The sequence below is a fragment of the Microlunatus antarcticus genome, assembly GCF_014193425.1.
Lineage (GTDB): Bacteria > Actinomycetota > Actinomycetes > Propionibacteriales > Propionibacteriaceae > Microlunatus > Microlunatus antarcticus.
This window is the reverse complement of record NZ_JACHZG010000001.1, coordinates 2,061,665-2,074,921: the sequence shown is the minus strand read 5'-3', so window position 1 is coordinate 2,074,921 and position 13,257 is coordinate 2,061,665. Positions and strand designations below refer to the sequence as shown.

The following is a 13,257-nucleotide window of genomic DNA, read 5'->3' as shown; positions in this document are numbered from 1 at the left end:
TCGAGGTGAAGATGGTGATGAGCGGCGAGGGAATGAACCCCCGAGCATCTTCTCGCCGCTCTCACTCCTCGACGACGACCGGGATCACCAGGGGTGTCCGGCGGAACCGCTTGCTGATCCAGCGGGACACGGTGTCGCGGAGGACGGCCTCTGCGTCGTCCTGGGTCAGCGGGCCGGCCTTGCGGAGGGCGCTGCGCACCGCCGGCGTGACGTCGTTGAAGTCGGCCGGGTCCTGGGTGAAGCCGTGCACGATGAAGTCCAGGTCCTCGGCGAGCCGGCCGGTCCGCAGCTCGACGATCCCGACGACCGTCACGGCTCCCTCTTGCGACAGGGTCCGGCGGTCGGCCAGGGAGGCCTCGGTGGCGCCGCCGACGGTCTGACCGTCGACGTAGATGTGCTGGGCCGGGACCGTTCCGACGACCGAGGCGCGCCCGGCGACGAGGTCGACCACCATGCCGTCCTCGCCCACGACGATCCGATCGCGCGGGACCCCGGTGCGCTCGGCCAGAGCGGCGTTGGCCTGCAGGTGGCGCCACTCGCCGTGCACGGGCATCACGTTGGCCGGCTTCACGATGTTGTAGCAGTAGACGAGCTCGCCGGCGCTGGCGTGCCCGGACACGTGGACCTTGGCGTTCCCGGTGTGGACGACGTTCGCGCCGAGCCGCGACAGCCCGTTGATCAAGCGGTAGATGGCCGACTCGTTGCCCGGGATGAGGGAGCTCGCCAGGAGCACGGTGTCCCCCTGGCCGACGCGGACCATGTGGTCGCGGTTGGCCATGCGGGCCAGCGCCGCCATCGGCTCGCCCTGCGACCCGGTGCAGATCAACGTCACCTTCCGGTCGGGCAGCCGGTCGAGCTGCTTGAGGTCGACGACGAGGCCCTCGGGGATGGTCAGGTAGCCGAGGTCACGGGCGATGCCCATGTTGCGGACCATGGAGCGCCCGACGAAGGCCACCTTGCGGCCGCTGGCCTGCGCGGCGTCGAGGACCTGCTGGATGCGGTGCACGTGGCTGGCGAAGCTGGACACGATGATGCGCTTCGGGGCGGTCCGGAAGACCGTCTCGATGGCGGGTGTGAGCTCGCGCTCGGACGTGGTGAAGCCCGGCACCTCGGCGTTGGTGGAGTCGGTGAGGAAGAGGGCGACCCCCTCCTCGCCCAGGCGGGCGAAGGCCCGCAGGTCGGTGATGCGGCCGTCGAGGGGGAACTGGTCCATCTTGAAGTCGCCGGTGTGCAGCAGCATCCCCGCGTCGGTCCGCACCGCCACGGCCAGGCCGTCCGGGATCGAGTGGTTGACGGCGACGAACTCGCAGTCGAACGTGTCCAGGTCGATCCTGCGCCCGGCCTCGACCTCGATGGTCTTGGGACGGATGCGGAACTCCTCGAGCTTCGCCTTGATGAAGGCGAGGGTCAGGCGGGAACCCACCACGGGGATGCTGGGACGTTCGCGGAGCAGGTAGGGAACGCCTCCGATGTGGTCCTCGTGGCCGTGCGTGAGGACGATCGCGGCGACGCGGTCGAGACGGTCCCGGATCCAGGTGAAGTCGGGCAGGATGACGTCGATCCCGGGCTGGTGCTCCTCGGGGAAGAGCACCCCGCAGTCGATGACCAGCAGCCGGCCCCGGTACTCCAGGACCGTCATGTTGCGGCCGATCTCCCCCAGACCGCCGAAGGCGACGACGCGGAGTCCCGCGCGATCGAGGTCGGGCAGGGTCGTGCTGGGTGCAGGTGGGGTCAAGGTGAAGCCTTCTTCTCGGTGATCTGATCGATCGAGTCAACTGGTGCCCGGTGTCGAGCCTGGTGCGCGACAGGTTCTACGTGTCCTCGTACGCAGGCCACGGAGCCGTTGGGCAAGGCCTCCAGAGTACCGACGGCCCTGGCCGAGCTCTGGAAGACGTGCGAAGGCGTAGGCGACGAGCTGATCTGAAGGACCGTGACCCAGGATGAGCACCGGACCAGACGCCCAGATCAGCCGCGCGACGCATGACGAGCAAGCTCACAAGTCACCCCGCTGAGCGCTGGTGCGCCGTGCGTGCCCAGACCGTTGACGCTGTGGGCGTCCGGGCGCAGGATGAGGCCACCGCACGCGTGCGCGTCCGTGTTCTCCCCCGAGGCGGCTGACCTTGACCAGATGGCGGCGTTGGTGGGTTGCTCTGCTGCTCTGCGGCGCGGGTGCCGGGCTGGTTCCGATCTCCACGGCTGCGGCCGCGCCCGCGAGCGACGCCGGGGTGGGGACCGTCGTCGCCGACCTGGGCCCGGACAGCCAGCACGGCAAGCCGGGTTTCAGCCACGGCGGGGCGTACTACAGCCACCTCGTCCCGTCGGGTGACCAGTGCGACCTGCACCTCTACGACGTCGCGGCCCGTCGGGATCTCGGGCTGGTCCACGCGCACGTGGTCTGCGACAGCTCGCTTACCCGCTGGGCGGCGCAGGCCGACACCTTGCAGTGGCAGGTGAACGTCAGCGCCGGAGAGATCACGGTCTACGCGTGGGACGCCGCCAGCCGCCAGGTCTCCGTGCTGGCGCCCGACGCCCACGTCACCGGGGTCACCGGTCTCTCCGCCGACGGTGCGTACCTGTCCTTCACCGGCCGTTCCGACCTCCACCCCGCTCCGCCCGGGAGCTCCACCCAGTCCGCCCCCTTCACCTACGACCGTGCGGCCCGGTCGAGTGTTCCGCTGTCCACGACCCAGAAGGAGATCCGGTTCCACTCCTGGAGCCCGACGGGTCACCGCTTCGTCGCCGAGGTGTACAGCGGCGCTCCCGACTACTCCGAGGACGGCTGCTTCGGCTCCGGCACCTCCTGCCAGGTCCCGCCCGGGGCGCGCGTCTACAACGACAGCGCCAGCTGGTCGGGCGACGGCACGGCGGTGATCGTGAACCGGTGGTCGGACTCCAGGCCCGTGGTCTACGACTTCGGCAACGGCTCCGTGGTCTCGCTCCCGACGACGTACGGCTTCCCCTTCTTCACCTTCTTCGTCGGCCGGAGCGCCCGGTGGGTGGTCGGCTACTACGCCTACCCCGGTGCCTTCCTGTGGGACCGGCAGACGGGCAAGGCGGTCGAGATCCCCACCCAGGACGCGGTCTGGGCCTCGCCGGACGGGAAGTACCTGCTCTACCGCAGCGCGCCGTACGCCTACCACTACCGCAACGTCGCGACCGGGGCCGACGCGCTCGCCACCTACCGAGGCACCCGGTACCCGGGCAGGATCGACGGCTACTGGACCAAGGACGGCTCGTCCCACCTCGGCATCGGCCCGGGCGGGTGCTCCTCCGTGCGGCAGTGGTCGCCGGCGACCAACACGGTGAGCCTGTTCGGGCCGCCCAGCCCCGAGGCCTGCTACTACGTCCCGGAGAAGTTCGAGACCGACCCGCTGCCGTCCTCGGCGTCGGGCCGCTTCGGCGTCGTCTACAAGGGCCCCTCGGGAAGCGCGTCGACCGAGTACATCGCGGACCTGCGCCGGCACGTCCTGCTCGGCCCGGTCAAGGGGCACGGCGAGGACTTCGCGCCGGCAGGCTCCGAGCTCCTGGCGATCCGTCAGCCGATCTCCGAGGGTGTCGAGCGGCTGCTGCTGGTCGACCCGACTCCCGTGCCGGACGTCGACGACAAGCCCCGCTGGAGCTCCGCGACGCCGTCGACGGGCACGGCGTCCACCGTCGAGGTGGGCCAGCAGGTCCACGTCGTCCTCGGGGCGTCCGACCTGCAGGGGACCCCGGTCAACCTGTACTTCCGCTGGCGCACGACCGACGGCACACCGGTCGCGTCGCCGCCGCGCGGGTGGTCGTGCGAGCGTCGTCGCCTCGCCGCCGGGGCGACGGTCTCGGACTGCACGTTCGCGCCGCCGAAGGACTACACCGCCGTCCGCTTCCTGGACGTCAGCGCCACCAACTACGTGACCGGCGCGCAGAGCGACACCCGCAGCTACCGGCTGGCGGCGAAGCCGACGCCCAGGTCCAGCGGAGGCTGAGGGCCGTGGCTCCGCCCGTCGGGCGGGCCTCGCGTACCGGGCTCCGCGCCGTGGGAATACGCGTTCCACCGGTCCTGGTTGCGTGCTGCATGAGCGAAGCCGTGAAGGTCGACATCTGGTCCGACGTGCAGTGCCCCTGGTGCTACATCGGCAAGCGCAAGTTCGAGGACGGGGCTGCCCAGTTCGGCGGCGGCGTCGAGGTGGAGTACCACTCGTTCGAGCTCGCCCCGGACACCCCGGTGGACTACGAGGGCACCGCGCTCGAGTACTTGAGCGAGCGCAAGGGGATGCCCGTCGCCCAGGTGACGGAGATGCTGGAACGGGTCACCGGCATCGCTTCGAGCGTCGGGCTCGACTTCGACTACGAGCACGTCCACCAGACCAACACGGTGAAGGCGCACGAGCTGGTCCACTTCGCGAAGAGCAAGGGCCGCCAGCTCGACATGAAGGAGCGCCTCCTCAAGGCGTACTTCGTCGAGGGACACCACGTCGGGCGCGTCGACGACCTCGCGGACCTCGCCGCCGAGATCGGGCTCGACCGGGCCGAGGTGGTCACCGCCCTCGAGGCAGAGACGTTCCTCGCCGACGTCAAGGCCGACGTCGCCCAGGCGGAGGTGTACGGCATCCGCGGGGTGCCGTTCTTCGTGATCGACGGCAGGTACGGCGTCTCCGGGGCGCAGGATCCCGCGACCTTCACCGACGTCCTGCGGCAGGCGCGAGCCGAGCGCGACCAGGTCTCCGCCGAAGGCGTGGCGAGGTGACGACCGCTCCGGTGAGTCCTCTCGTGCTCGTCGGCGACCCGACGGCCGCCGCGTGCGAGGGCGACTTCTGCCCGGTTCCCGAGGTTCCGGAGCGGGTCTCAGCTCCCGAGGATCAGGAGCGGGACCTCTCTCCTGCCTGGAAGGTTCCCGCCCTCACCTCCTCAGGGTGAGGCGTCGGTTCGAGGTACCCGCGGAGACCGGGCGGCGCCCGCAGCTCGTCGCGGCGAGCGCGTCGCCCTCGGCTGCGTGGTCCGACGTGAACCCGGGTCAGGCGTCTGGGTGCAGGCTGTCGTCGGGCTCGGTGACGCGCCAGGACGTGAAGTGGACGGTGAGGTCGGCTCGGGTCGGCGCACAGCAGAAGGGTCCCGCTGCGACCGTGGCCTCCGGGTCGAGCGGTGCCACGCGTACGAGCCGCCAGGGCTCGTCGTCGACGCGGGCGCGAACGGTGAATGCGTTGCCCGATCGGCTGCCACGGATCGTCACCAGGCGTCCCGCCCAGCCAGGAACTGGGGACAGCGACCAGTCGGAGGTGCCCTGCGTGACGACAGCTCCGAGGCTCTCCTCGCCGTCACTCAGTTCCACGCCGGCCTTGATCCAGGTCTCGTCGTCGACCCTGACGTAGATGCCCGCCTGGTCGAACTGTCCCGAGAAGTCGAGACGGAACTGCACCTCGACGGCCGACTCCGGCTCGAGGCCGGCTAGCAACGCGTGCTCCGAGGCGTGGACGAAGCCGTAGGACGTGGTGCGCCAGGCGTCGCTGCCCTCGCGCGCGGTGGCGTAGAGGCCATCCTCCTTGCTGATGACGTGGGCGGGCTGGTGGGTCCAGGTCCCGTCGGTCCAGGCGATGGTGTGCGTCACGGTTGCCTCTCGGTCTGTTCACGGTCAGTGCCTGATCTGGACGACGGAGCACATCGGCCACGGTCATCAGTAAGCCACGGAGGACTCGTGCGGGCCGAGGGTGTGCGCACACCGCCAGGTGGCCATGGCGAGCAGGACGGGGAAGGTGTCGCGACCTCCCGCGGTGAGCCGGTACTCGTACCGGGTCGGCCGCTCCTGGTACGGGGCCCGCTCGGGCAGCCCCTCCCCGACGAGGGTGCCGACCCGGTCGGTGAGGATGTTGCGGCCGATCTCGAGGGCGCGCTGCACCTGGTCGAAGCGGCGCCTGCCGTAGACGCCTCGCGCAGGATCAGCAGGTTCCAGGAGTCGCCGAAGATCATGAGGGGCAGCAAGCTTCATCGCTAGGTTGTCGAAGCATCGGCACGTCATCGACAACAGGGAGGTCGACGGTGGCTCACATCCCCTTCTCCGGCGTGCTGTTCGGCGCTGCCTACTACGCGGAGTACCAGCCCGCCGGGACGGTCGAGCGCGACCTCGACCTGATGAAGGCGGCAGGCTTCTCCGTGATCCGGGTGGGCGAGTCGGTGTGGTCGACCTGGGAGCCGCGCGAGGGCGTGTTCGACCTCGATTGGCTCCAGCCGGTGCTCGACGCGGCCCAGGCCCGCGGGATCGGCGTGATCCTGGGGACCCCGACGTACGCCGTCCCACCCTGGTTGCAGCGGCTGCACCCCGAGATCGCCGCCGAGACGACGACCGGGCAGCGGGTCGGCTGGGGTGCGCGGCAGGAGATGGACCAGAGCCACCCGGCCTACCGGTTCTACGCCGAGCGGATCGTGCGGAAGGTCGTCGCCCGCTACGCGGACCACCCGGCCGTGATCGGCTACCAGGTCGACAACGAGCCGGGCCTGCAGCTCCCGCACAACGACCACACCTTCGCCGCGTTCGTCGCCTGGCTCCGCGACCGCTACGGCGACGTCGAGACGCTGAACGAGGCCTGGGGGCTCGTCTACTGGTCGCACCGCCTCTCCGACTGGTCCGAGCTGTGGCGTCCGGACGGCAACCTCATGCCCCAGTACGAGCTCGAGTGGCGCCGTTTCCAGTCCACCCTCGCCACCGACCTGATCGCCTGGCAGGCCGACCTCGTCCGCACCTACGCCCGCGAGGGCCAGTTCGTCACCACCTGCATCTCCTACTCGCGCCCGCAGGTCTCTGACGACGAGCTGGTCCGCTCGCTCGACGTCGCGGCCGGCAACCCCTACTACAAGATGCAGGACGGTCTGACGCTCGGGGCCGAGAGCGTGGAGACCGACACCTGGTGGCACGCGGACGTGCCGTCGTTGTTCGCCTGGGGCGACCGCGCCTGGTCGTCGGCCCAGGCCCCGTTCCTCGTCACCGAGACCAACGCCCAGTCCATCGGCGGGTCCTGGCAGAACCACCCGCCCTACCCGGGCCAGATCAGGCAGGCCGCGTTCGCGTTGCTGGCGCGGGGGTCACGGATGGTGGAGTACTGGCACTGGCACACCCTGCACTTCGGCGCGGAGACGTACTGGGGCGGCGTGCTGCCCCACAGCCAGGTCCCGGGCCGCATCTACGCCGAGGTCGCCGCGCTCGGCGCGGACCTGGCCGCGCTCGGGACGTCGCTCGACGACTACGTCCCCGACGGCGAGGTGCTGCTGCTCTACTCCAGCGACACCAGGTGGTCGTTCGAGTCCTCCCCACCGCTGGCCCTGCCGTCGGGCGCGCCCGACCCGAACGCGTACCTCAGGATCTTCGACGCGCTCTACCGCGGCCTGTTCGACGCCGGCGCCCAGATCCGCGTCCAGCACGTACGCCAGTTCCTCGACCACGATCCCGCGGCCCTTGCCGAGCAGCACCCCGTGCTGGTCGCCCCCGCCGTCTACGTCGCCGAGGACGCCGTCCTGGACCACCTGGAGGCCTACGCGGCAGCAGGCGGCCACCTCCTGGTCGGGATCCGGACCGGCTACGGCGACGAGCTGGCCCGAGCCCGCCGCGCGGTCGCCCCCGACCGTCTGGCCGAGCCCGCGGGCGTGCACTACGACGAGTACAGCAACCTCTCGGCACCCCTGCCGGTCTCCGCCGCCGGAGCCCGGCTCGACCTCGCGGCGGGTGCGGCCGGGACCGACTGGGTCGACGTGCTGAAGGTGGACTCGGCCGACGTGGTCCTCGAGTTCGACGACAACGAGCTGGGCGCCCGGGCCGCACTGACGACCAAGGCCCTCGGCCGGGGTCGCATCAGCTACCTGGCGACCGTGCCGAACCCCGCCCTCGGTCGCAGCGTCGGGCGCTGGCTGCTGCCCGATCCGACGTCGGCCGCCTGGCGCGCGGCTGGCTCGGTGACCGTCTCGACCGGCACCACCCCGGCTGGAGCGGTCGCCTTCGTCGCCAACTGGTCGGGCGAACCCGCCAGCGTGGTCGCGCCGACCGACGTCACCGACCTGGTCCGCCAGACCAGCCTCGCCGGCGGCAGCACCATCTCGCTCCCACCACGGGCGGCACTGGTCCTTCGCGTCACGGCCGACTCGTCCGACTCCGCCGTCGGCTCCCGCTGAACGGGGTCGTCCTACTCGGTGCGGTCGACGATGCGGGTCGCGGTCAGGGTCTGACCGTTCTTGGCTGCGACGACCCGGACGTGGTCCCCGGTCGACACGTCGCCGATGCCGGCCTCCTTCTTCGCCTCACGGACCTTGGTCTGCGGTCCGACCGCGTAGGTGCCGACGAAGCCGTCGGCGCTCTTCACCGACACGGAGCTGCCGCTGACCGCGGAGACCACGCCCCGCTGGAAGGCGACCACCCGAGGCTTCTTGGCCCCCACCGTGACCTCTCCGTGCAGAGCGCGCCGGGTCAGGTCGCGCTTCTTCTTGGCCCCCTGGTCGGGCTTGGTGGCGCTGCGGCCGGGTCCCGGGGTGGGAGCGGCCGAGGCGGTGGGGGCCGGGCTCGAGGTCGGCGCCGGGGTGGGGTCGGCGGAGGCGACGCCGGCACCGACGGCACCCGCGAGAGCGAGGGTGGCGGCAGCGGTCGCGAGGAGGACGAGGGGCTTCTTCATGGGGCTTCTTCCGCTCGGTGGGGACCGCGTCGGCCCCCTGCTGACGCCAGTCTCGGAGCGCTCGTGGACCGATCGGCAGCACGAGCGGAAGACCTTCAGCGGTCGTTCAGCCGGTGAGCGCCGTTCGAGGGCCCGGGATCGTCGGAGCGCTGGGCATCATGAGGGCATGAGCGCGTCGCGGATCCTCGTGGTCGAGGACAACGAGACCATCCGGGTCGCGGTGCAGACCGCCCTGCGGTCCCGGGGCTTCGTGGTCGAGTCACAGGCGGACGGTGACGACCTCGAGGACCGGCTCGGCGCGTTCGGGCCCGATCTCGTCGTGCTCGACCTGATGCTTCCGGGCCGAGACGGCTTCACCCTCCTCCCGGTCCTGCGCCGCAGCAGCCGCGCCGCCGTCCTGGTGCTGACCGCGCGCGACGGGCTGGACGACCGGCTGACCGGGCTCGCCGCCGGGGCCGACGACTACCTCGTCAAGCCCTTCGCCATGGCCGAGCTCGTCGCCCGCATCGGTGCCGTGCTCCGACGGACGCAGCCGGAAGGCGGTGCGAGCGCGGTCGGCGACCTCACGCTCACCCAGGACGCCGCCGTGGTGCGCCGGGCCGGCCGGACCCTGGACCTCACCGACACCGAACGGCGCCTGCTCGCCTACCTCGCCGCCCACCGGGAGCGGGTGGTGACCAAGACCCAGCTCCTCACCTCGGTTTGGGGCTACGACGGCTTCGACCCCAACCTCGTCGAGGTGCACGTCTCCTCGCTGCGGCGGAAGCTCGAGGCCGGCGGACAGCCGCGGCTGGTGCACACCGTCCGCCACCGCGGCTACCGGCTCGCGGAGACCGAGTGAGGGGCCCGGTCCCGGCGCCCGCGACGGTCGCCGGCACCGATCCCGCCCGCCCCCGGCTCGGTACCGTGTCGATCAGGACCCGGGTCATCGCGGCCGTCATGGTGGTCCTGGTCGTCGTCCTGCTGGTGCTGTCGCTGTCGGTGCAGTCGGTCTTCGCCACCCAGTCCGAGCGCAACGTCGACGCCCTGCTCAGCGGGCGCGCCCAGCTGGCCCGCCAGCTCGCCCGGTCCGGCGTCCGCCCCCAGCAGATCGTCAACCGGGTCGGCGTCGACGGCGTCCTTGCCTCGCTACAGCTGCGCGACGGCACCGTCATCGGCAGCCCGCTCCCGGTGGGCGGCGGCGTGCAGACGGTCACCACGCGGCTCAACGGTCCAACCCGGGTCGACGGCGCCGAGCTCACCCTGAGCGTCAACTCGTCGCTGGCGACGGGGGCGCTGCAGTCTCTGCGCCGCATCCTGCTCGTGGGCGGGCTCGTGGCGCTCGCGCTGAGCGCGGCGCTCGTCGCCCTGGCCGTACGGCTCGCGCTGCGACCGCTCGACGCGATGGCCGCGCTCGCCCAGGGCATCGCCGGAGGGGCCCGCGGTCGACGCCTCTCCCCGACCAGGACCCACACCGAGATCGGCCGGACCGCCCAGGCGTTCGACGAGATGCTCGACGAGCTGGAGGGCGCGGAAGCGCAGTCGCGGACGGCCGAGACGGACGCACTGCGCGCCGAGGAGCGGGTCCGGGCCTTCGTGGCCGACGCGGCGCACGAGCTCCGTACGCCGCTGACGGGCGTACGGGCGGCGGCCGAGACGCTGCTCGAGCACGGCGGCACCCTCGACGTGGGCGACCGCGAGCACCTGGAGGTGCTGCTGATCGCCGAGGCCCAGCGAGCAGGCCGGCTGGTCGACGACCTCGTCGCCCTGGCTCGTCTCGACACCAGCCCCGCGCTGGACCTGGCCCCCGTGGAGGTCGCCCGGCTGGTGGACGACGAGGTCGTCCGGGCCCGCCTCCTCTCCCCCACCGCCACCATCACGGCAGCCGGGGCCGCTCCTGTCGTGAGCGGCGACCTCACCTCGCTCCGCGGAGCGCTGCGCAACCTCATGGACAACGCCCGTCGCGCGGCCGGACCCCGTGGCACGGTCACGGTGACGTCCGCCGTCCACGGTGACCTCGCCGTGGTGCACGTACGCGACGACGGCCCCGGCGTCCCGGCCGCCGATCGCGAGCGGATCTTCGACCGGCTCGTCCGGCTCGACCCGGCGAGGAGCGCCGACTCGGGCGGCATCGGCCTGGGACTGGCCATCGCCCGCGGCATCGCCAGGGCTCACGGTGGTGACCTCGTCTGCGTGCCGGTGGAGCCGACCGGTGGGGGCGCTGACTTCTGCCTGACCCTTCCTCTGCGGGTCACGACCGACCCGGCCGGACAGCCGGCCGAGCCCCGGCCGTCACCCGGGCGGCCGGGTACGGGCGAGACCGCCGACCAGGAGGCGTAGTCCCGCCTCGAACGCCCGGTCGTGGTCGATCGGAGGCAGGTCGGCGGACGGCTGGCTGTCGTTCTCGGACTGCTCCTCGAGCGCGCTGCCGACGGTGAAGCGGCTCGCGGCCAGCATCCCCATCTGCGCGTCCTGCTCCGGCAGACCGGCGTCGCCGAGGAAGGCGAACTTGCGGAGCAACCGGTCGAGGCCCTCGGCGCTCGGGAAGGTCCCGGCGTGGAGCCGTGCGCCGTCCCGGTGCTGCAGCAGCACCCGGCGAAAGCTGCGGTAGTTCTCGAGGAACCACTCCTGCCAGTCGTCACCCGGCTCGGGCAGCGCCGCTGCGCCGTGGGGCGCGAGGGTTGCCTCGGCCATCGCGGTGAGGAGGTCCTCCTTGCGCTTGAAGTGCCAGTAGAGCGTCGGCTGCTCCACCCCGAGCCGCTGCGCCAGCCGTCTCGTGCTGAACCCGTCGAGCCCCACCTCGTCGAGCAGGGCGAGCGCCTCGTCGACGATCTGCTGCCGGTTGATCTTCGTCACGTTGTGAACTCTATCGCCGATCGGTAACGTGGTCAGAGTTCCCGTTCACCGATAGATTCGAGAGACCATGACTGCGTCTGCGACCACCTCTCCGCCCGTGGTTCCGTCCGAGCTCGACCACCAGGTCGGCGTGGTCGGCGCGGGTCCGACCGGGCTGCTCGTCGCGGCCGAGCTCGCCCTGGCCGGGGTGGACGTCGTCGTGCTGGACCGGTACGAGACGCCGGACACGACGATCAAGGCGGGTTCGATCAACGTCGCCACGGCCGAGATCCTGGACCGGCGCGGGCTCCGCCCCGCGGCTGAGGCGGCGCAGCGGCGGTTCGGGGAGGAGCTCAAGGCCTTCGCCGCCGCGAACGGCACGCCGCTGCCGCCGATGGGCGGCCGCCCCCCTGCCGGTGGTCGTCCGCCGTTCCCGAGCACCGGCCACTTCGCCGGACTCTTCTTCCGTCCGGACCTCGTCGACCAGGCCGACCCGGACATCACGGCCCACGCCGGGTCCGGCGGGTCCACGCTGGTGAGGCAGAGCGAGGTGGAGGCGCTGCTGCTCGCACACCTGGCCGGGCTCGGGGTCGAGGTGGTGCGCGGCGTCGAGGTGACCGCGATGGACCCGCTCCTGAACGAGGAGGGGGTCGAGGTGGGCCGACGGCTGTCGACGAGCCGCGGTCCGCTCCGGGTCGGCTGGGTGATCGGCGCCGACGGCGGACGCAGCAGCATCCGCCGGACGGCGGGGATCGACTTCGTCGGCACGGACGCGGAGATCACCGGCTACCAGGCGATCGCGGACCTGGACGGCACCGACGGGTTGGGGCGCGGCTGGCACCACACGCCCACCGGGGTCTACAGCCTCGGCCCGGTCCCCGGCCGGATCCTGACCGTCCAGTTCACCGGCGCTCCTGACCGGGCGGTCCGTGACCGGCCGGTGACCGCGGCGGAGCTGCAGGCCAGCATCCGCCTGGTCACCGGGCAGGAGGTCACCGTCCGCGCGATCCACGGCGCGGCGACCCGCTGGACCGACAACGCCCGCCAGGCCACCACCTACCGCGCCGGCCGGGTGCTGCTGGCCGGCGACGCCGCCCACGTGCACTCCCCCTTCAGCGGGCAGGGCCTCAACCTCGGCGCCGGTGACGCCGTCAACCTCGGCTGGAAGCTCGCCGCGACCATCCACGGCTGGGCGCCCGAGGGCCTGCTCGACACCTACACGACCGAGCGGCACCCGATCGGCGCCCAGGTGCTCGACTGGACCCGCGCCCAGGTCGCCCTCATGCGCGGCGACGACAAGACCATCCAGCTACGCCGGATCGTGGCGCAGGAGCTGCTGGCGAACACCGCCACCACCACGCACCTGGTCCTGGTCACCTCGGGTGTCGCGCAGCGCTACGACCTCAACCCGACGGCGGACCACGAGGACGACACGTCCCGGCACGCGCTGGTCGGGCGCCAGGTCGGCGACACGCCCCTGGCCGACGGGGGCCGACTGGCCGACCACTTCCACACCGGCCGGTTCGTCCTGCTCGACCGCCTCGGCGGCGACCTCGCCGCGATCTCCGACGCCTGGAACGACCGCGTCGAGACCGTGACGGAGCGTGCGGCATCGACCGCCTGTCCCGACGCCTATCGGACGGCGACCGGACTCCTCGTCCGCCCCGACGGGGTGATCGCCTGGGCGACCGACAGCACCGACGCCGCGGAGGCTGCCGCGGGGCTCACGGCGGCGCTGGACCGTTGGGCGGGCGAGTCCACCCAGGCCGCCCCGGCGACGGCTGGCTGACTTCGTTCGGTCGTCGCGCCGCCCCGT

11 protein-coding genes are annotated in these 13,257 nt (G+C 72.0%); 6 read left to right on the top strand and 5 right to left on the bottom strand.

Annotated features, from left to right (window positions below; all coding sequences use genetic code 11):
* Positions 1 to 61: 61 nt before the first annotated feature.
* Positions 62 to 1,735, bottom strand: a complete 1,674-nt coding sequence (locus FHX39_RS09620) for a ribonuclease J (protein ID WP_232530606.1) — start codon at positions 1,733 to 1,735, stop codon at positions 62 to 64.
* A gap of 385 nt (positions 1,736 to 2,120) precedes the next feature.
* On the opposite strand from FHX39_RS09620, the gene FHX39_RS09615 reads away from it, so the two are divergent.
* Both FHX39_RS09615 and FHX39_RS09610 read left to right on the top strand, forming a co-directional pair.
* A complete protein-coding gene (locus tag FHX39_RS09615; RefSeq protein WP_183337898.1) occupies positions 2,121 to 3,965 on the top strand; it encodes a hypothetical protein in 1,845 nt (614 codons plus the stop codon).
* A gap of 89 nt (positions 3,966 to 4,054) precedes the next feature.
* Entirely contained in the window at positions 4,055 to 4,726 is a 672-nt protein-coding gene (locus FHX39_RS09610) for a DsbA family oxidoreductase (protein WP_183337896.1), read from the top strand.
* Positions 4,727 to 4,993: 267 nt separating this feature from the next.
* On the opposite strand, the gene FHX39_RS09605 is transcribed toward FHX39_RS09610, so the two are convergent.
* Entirely contained in the window at positions 4,994 to 5,584 is a 591-nt protein-coding gene (locus tag FHX39_RS09605; protein ID WP_183337894.1) for a DUF1349 domain-containing protein, read from the bottom strand.
* Between the two features lie 66 nt (positions 5,585 to 5,650).
* A complete protein-coding gene (locus tag FHX39_RS09600) occupies positions 5,651 to 5,962 on the bottom strand; it encodes a winged helix-turn-helix transcriptional regulator (protein ID WP_232530605.1) in 312 nt (103 codons plus the stop codon).
* Between the two features lie 50 nt (positions 5,963 to 6,012).
* Between FHX39_RS09600 and FHX39_RS09595 the strand changes: the two genes are divergently transcribed.
* Positions 6,013 to 8,133 carry a beta-galactosidase gene (locus FHX39_RS09595; RefSeq protein ID WP_183337890.1) on the top strand — a complete coding sequence of 707 codons (2,121 nt, stop codon included), beginning with the start codon at positions 6,013 to 6,015 and terminating at the stop codon, positions 8,131 to 8,133.
* Positions 8,134 to 8,144: 11 nt separating this feature from the next.
* Here FHX39_RS09595 and FHX39_RS09590 read toward each other — a convergent pair whose 3' ends face one another.
* The gene (locus FHX39_RS09590; protein WP_183337888.1) at positions 8,145 to 8,627 is read right to left on the bottom strand and encodes a hypothetical protein; all 483 of its coding nucleotides are present in this window, start codon (positions 8,625 to 8,627) and stop codon (positions 8,145 to 8,147) included.
* Between the two features lie 166 nt (positions 8,628 to 8,793).
* Here FHX39_RS09590 and FHX39_RS09585 point away from each other — a divergent pair, with 166 nt between their 5' ends.
* Entirely contained in the window at positions 8,794 to 9,468 is a 675-nt protein-coding gene (locus FHX39_RS09585; RefSeq protein ID WP_183337886.1) for a response regulator transcription factor, read from the top strand.
* A gap of 65 nt (positions 9,469 to 9,533) precedes the next feature.
* Positions 9,534 to 10,946, top strand: a complete 1,413-nt coding sequence (locus FHX39_RS09580; protein WP_198423334.1) for a sensor histidine kinase — start codon at positions 9,534 to 9,536, stop codon at positions 10,944 to 10,946.
* On the opposite strand, the gene FHX39_RS09575 is transcribed toward FHX39_RS09580, so the two are convergent.
* Positions 10,899 to 11,462 (bottom strand): TetR/AcrR family transcriptional regulator C-terminal domain-containing protein, encoded by a 564-nt coding sequence (locus FHX39_RS09575; protein WP_183337884.1) that lies wholly within the window; start codon positions 11,460 to 11,462, stop codon positions 10,899 to 10,901. The genes FHX39_RS09580 and FHX39_RS09575 overlap by 48 nt on opposite strands.
* Positions 11,463 to 11,529: 67 nt before the next feature.
* Between FHX39_RS09575 and FHX39_RS09570 the strand changes: the two genes are divergently transcribed.
* Positions 11,530 to 13,230 (top strand): FAD-dependent monooxygenase, encoded by a 1,701-nt coding sequence (locus tag FHX39_RS09570; protein ID WP_183337882.1) that lies wholly within the window; start codon positions 11,530 to 11,532, stop codon positions 13,228 to 13,230.
* Positions 13,231 to 13,257: the final 27 nt, after the last annotated feature.

What these genes read in the sequence shown, in the direction of transcription:
- FHX39_RS09610 (WP_183337896.1), top strand. Translation starts at nt 4,055, where the DNA reads ATGAGCGAAGCCGTGAAGGTCGACATCTGGTCCGACGTGCAGTGCCCC.
- FHX39_RS09600 (WP_232530605.1), bottom strand. Translation starts at nt 5,962, where the DNA reads ATGAAGCTTGCTGCCCCTCATGATCTTCGGCGACTCCTGGAACCTGCT.
- FHX39_RS09590 (WP_183337888.1), bottom strand. Translation starts at nt 8,627, where the DNA reads ATGAAGAAGCCCCTCGTCCTCCTCGCGACCGCTGCCGCCACCCTCGCT.
- FHX39_RS09585 (WP_183337886.1), top strand. Translation starts at nt 8,794, where the DNA reads ATGAGCGCGTCGCGGATCCTCGTGGTCGAGGACAACGAGACCATCCGG.
- FHX39_RS09570 (WP_183337882.1), top strand. Translation starts at nt 11,530, where the DNA reads ATGACTGCGTCTGCGACCACCTCTCCGCCCGTGGTTCCGTCCGAGCTC.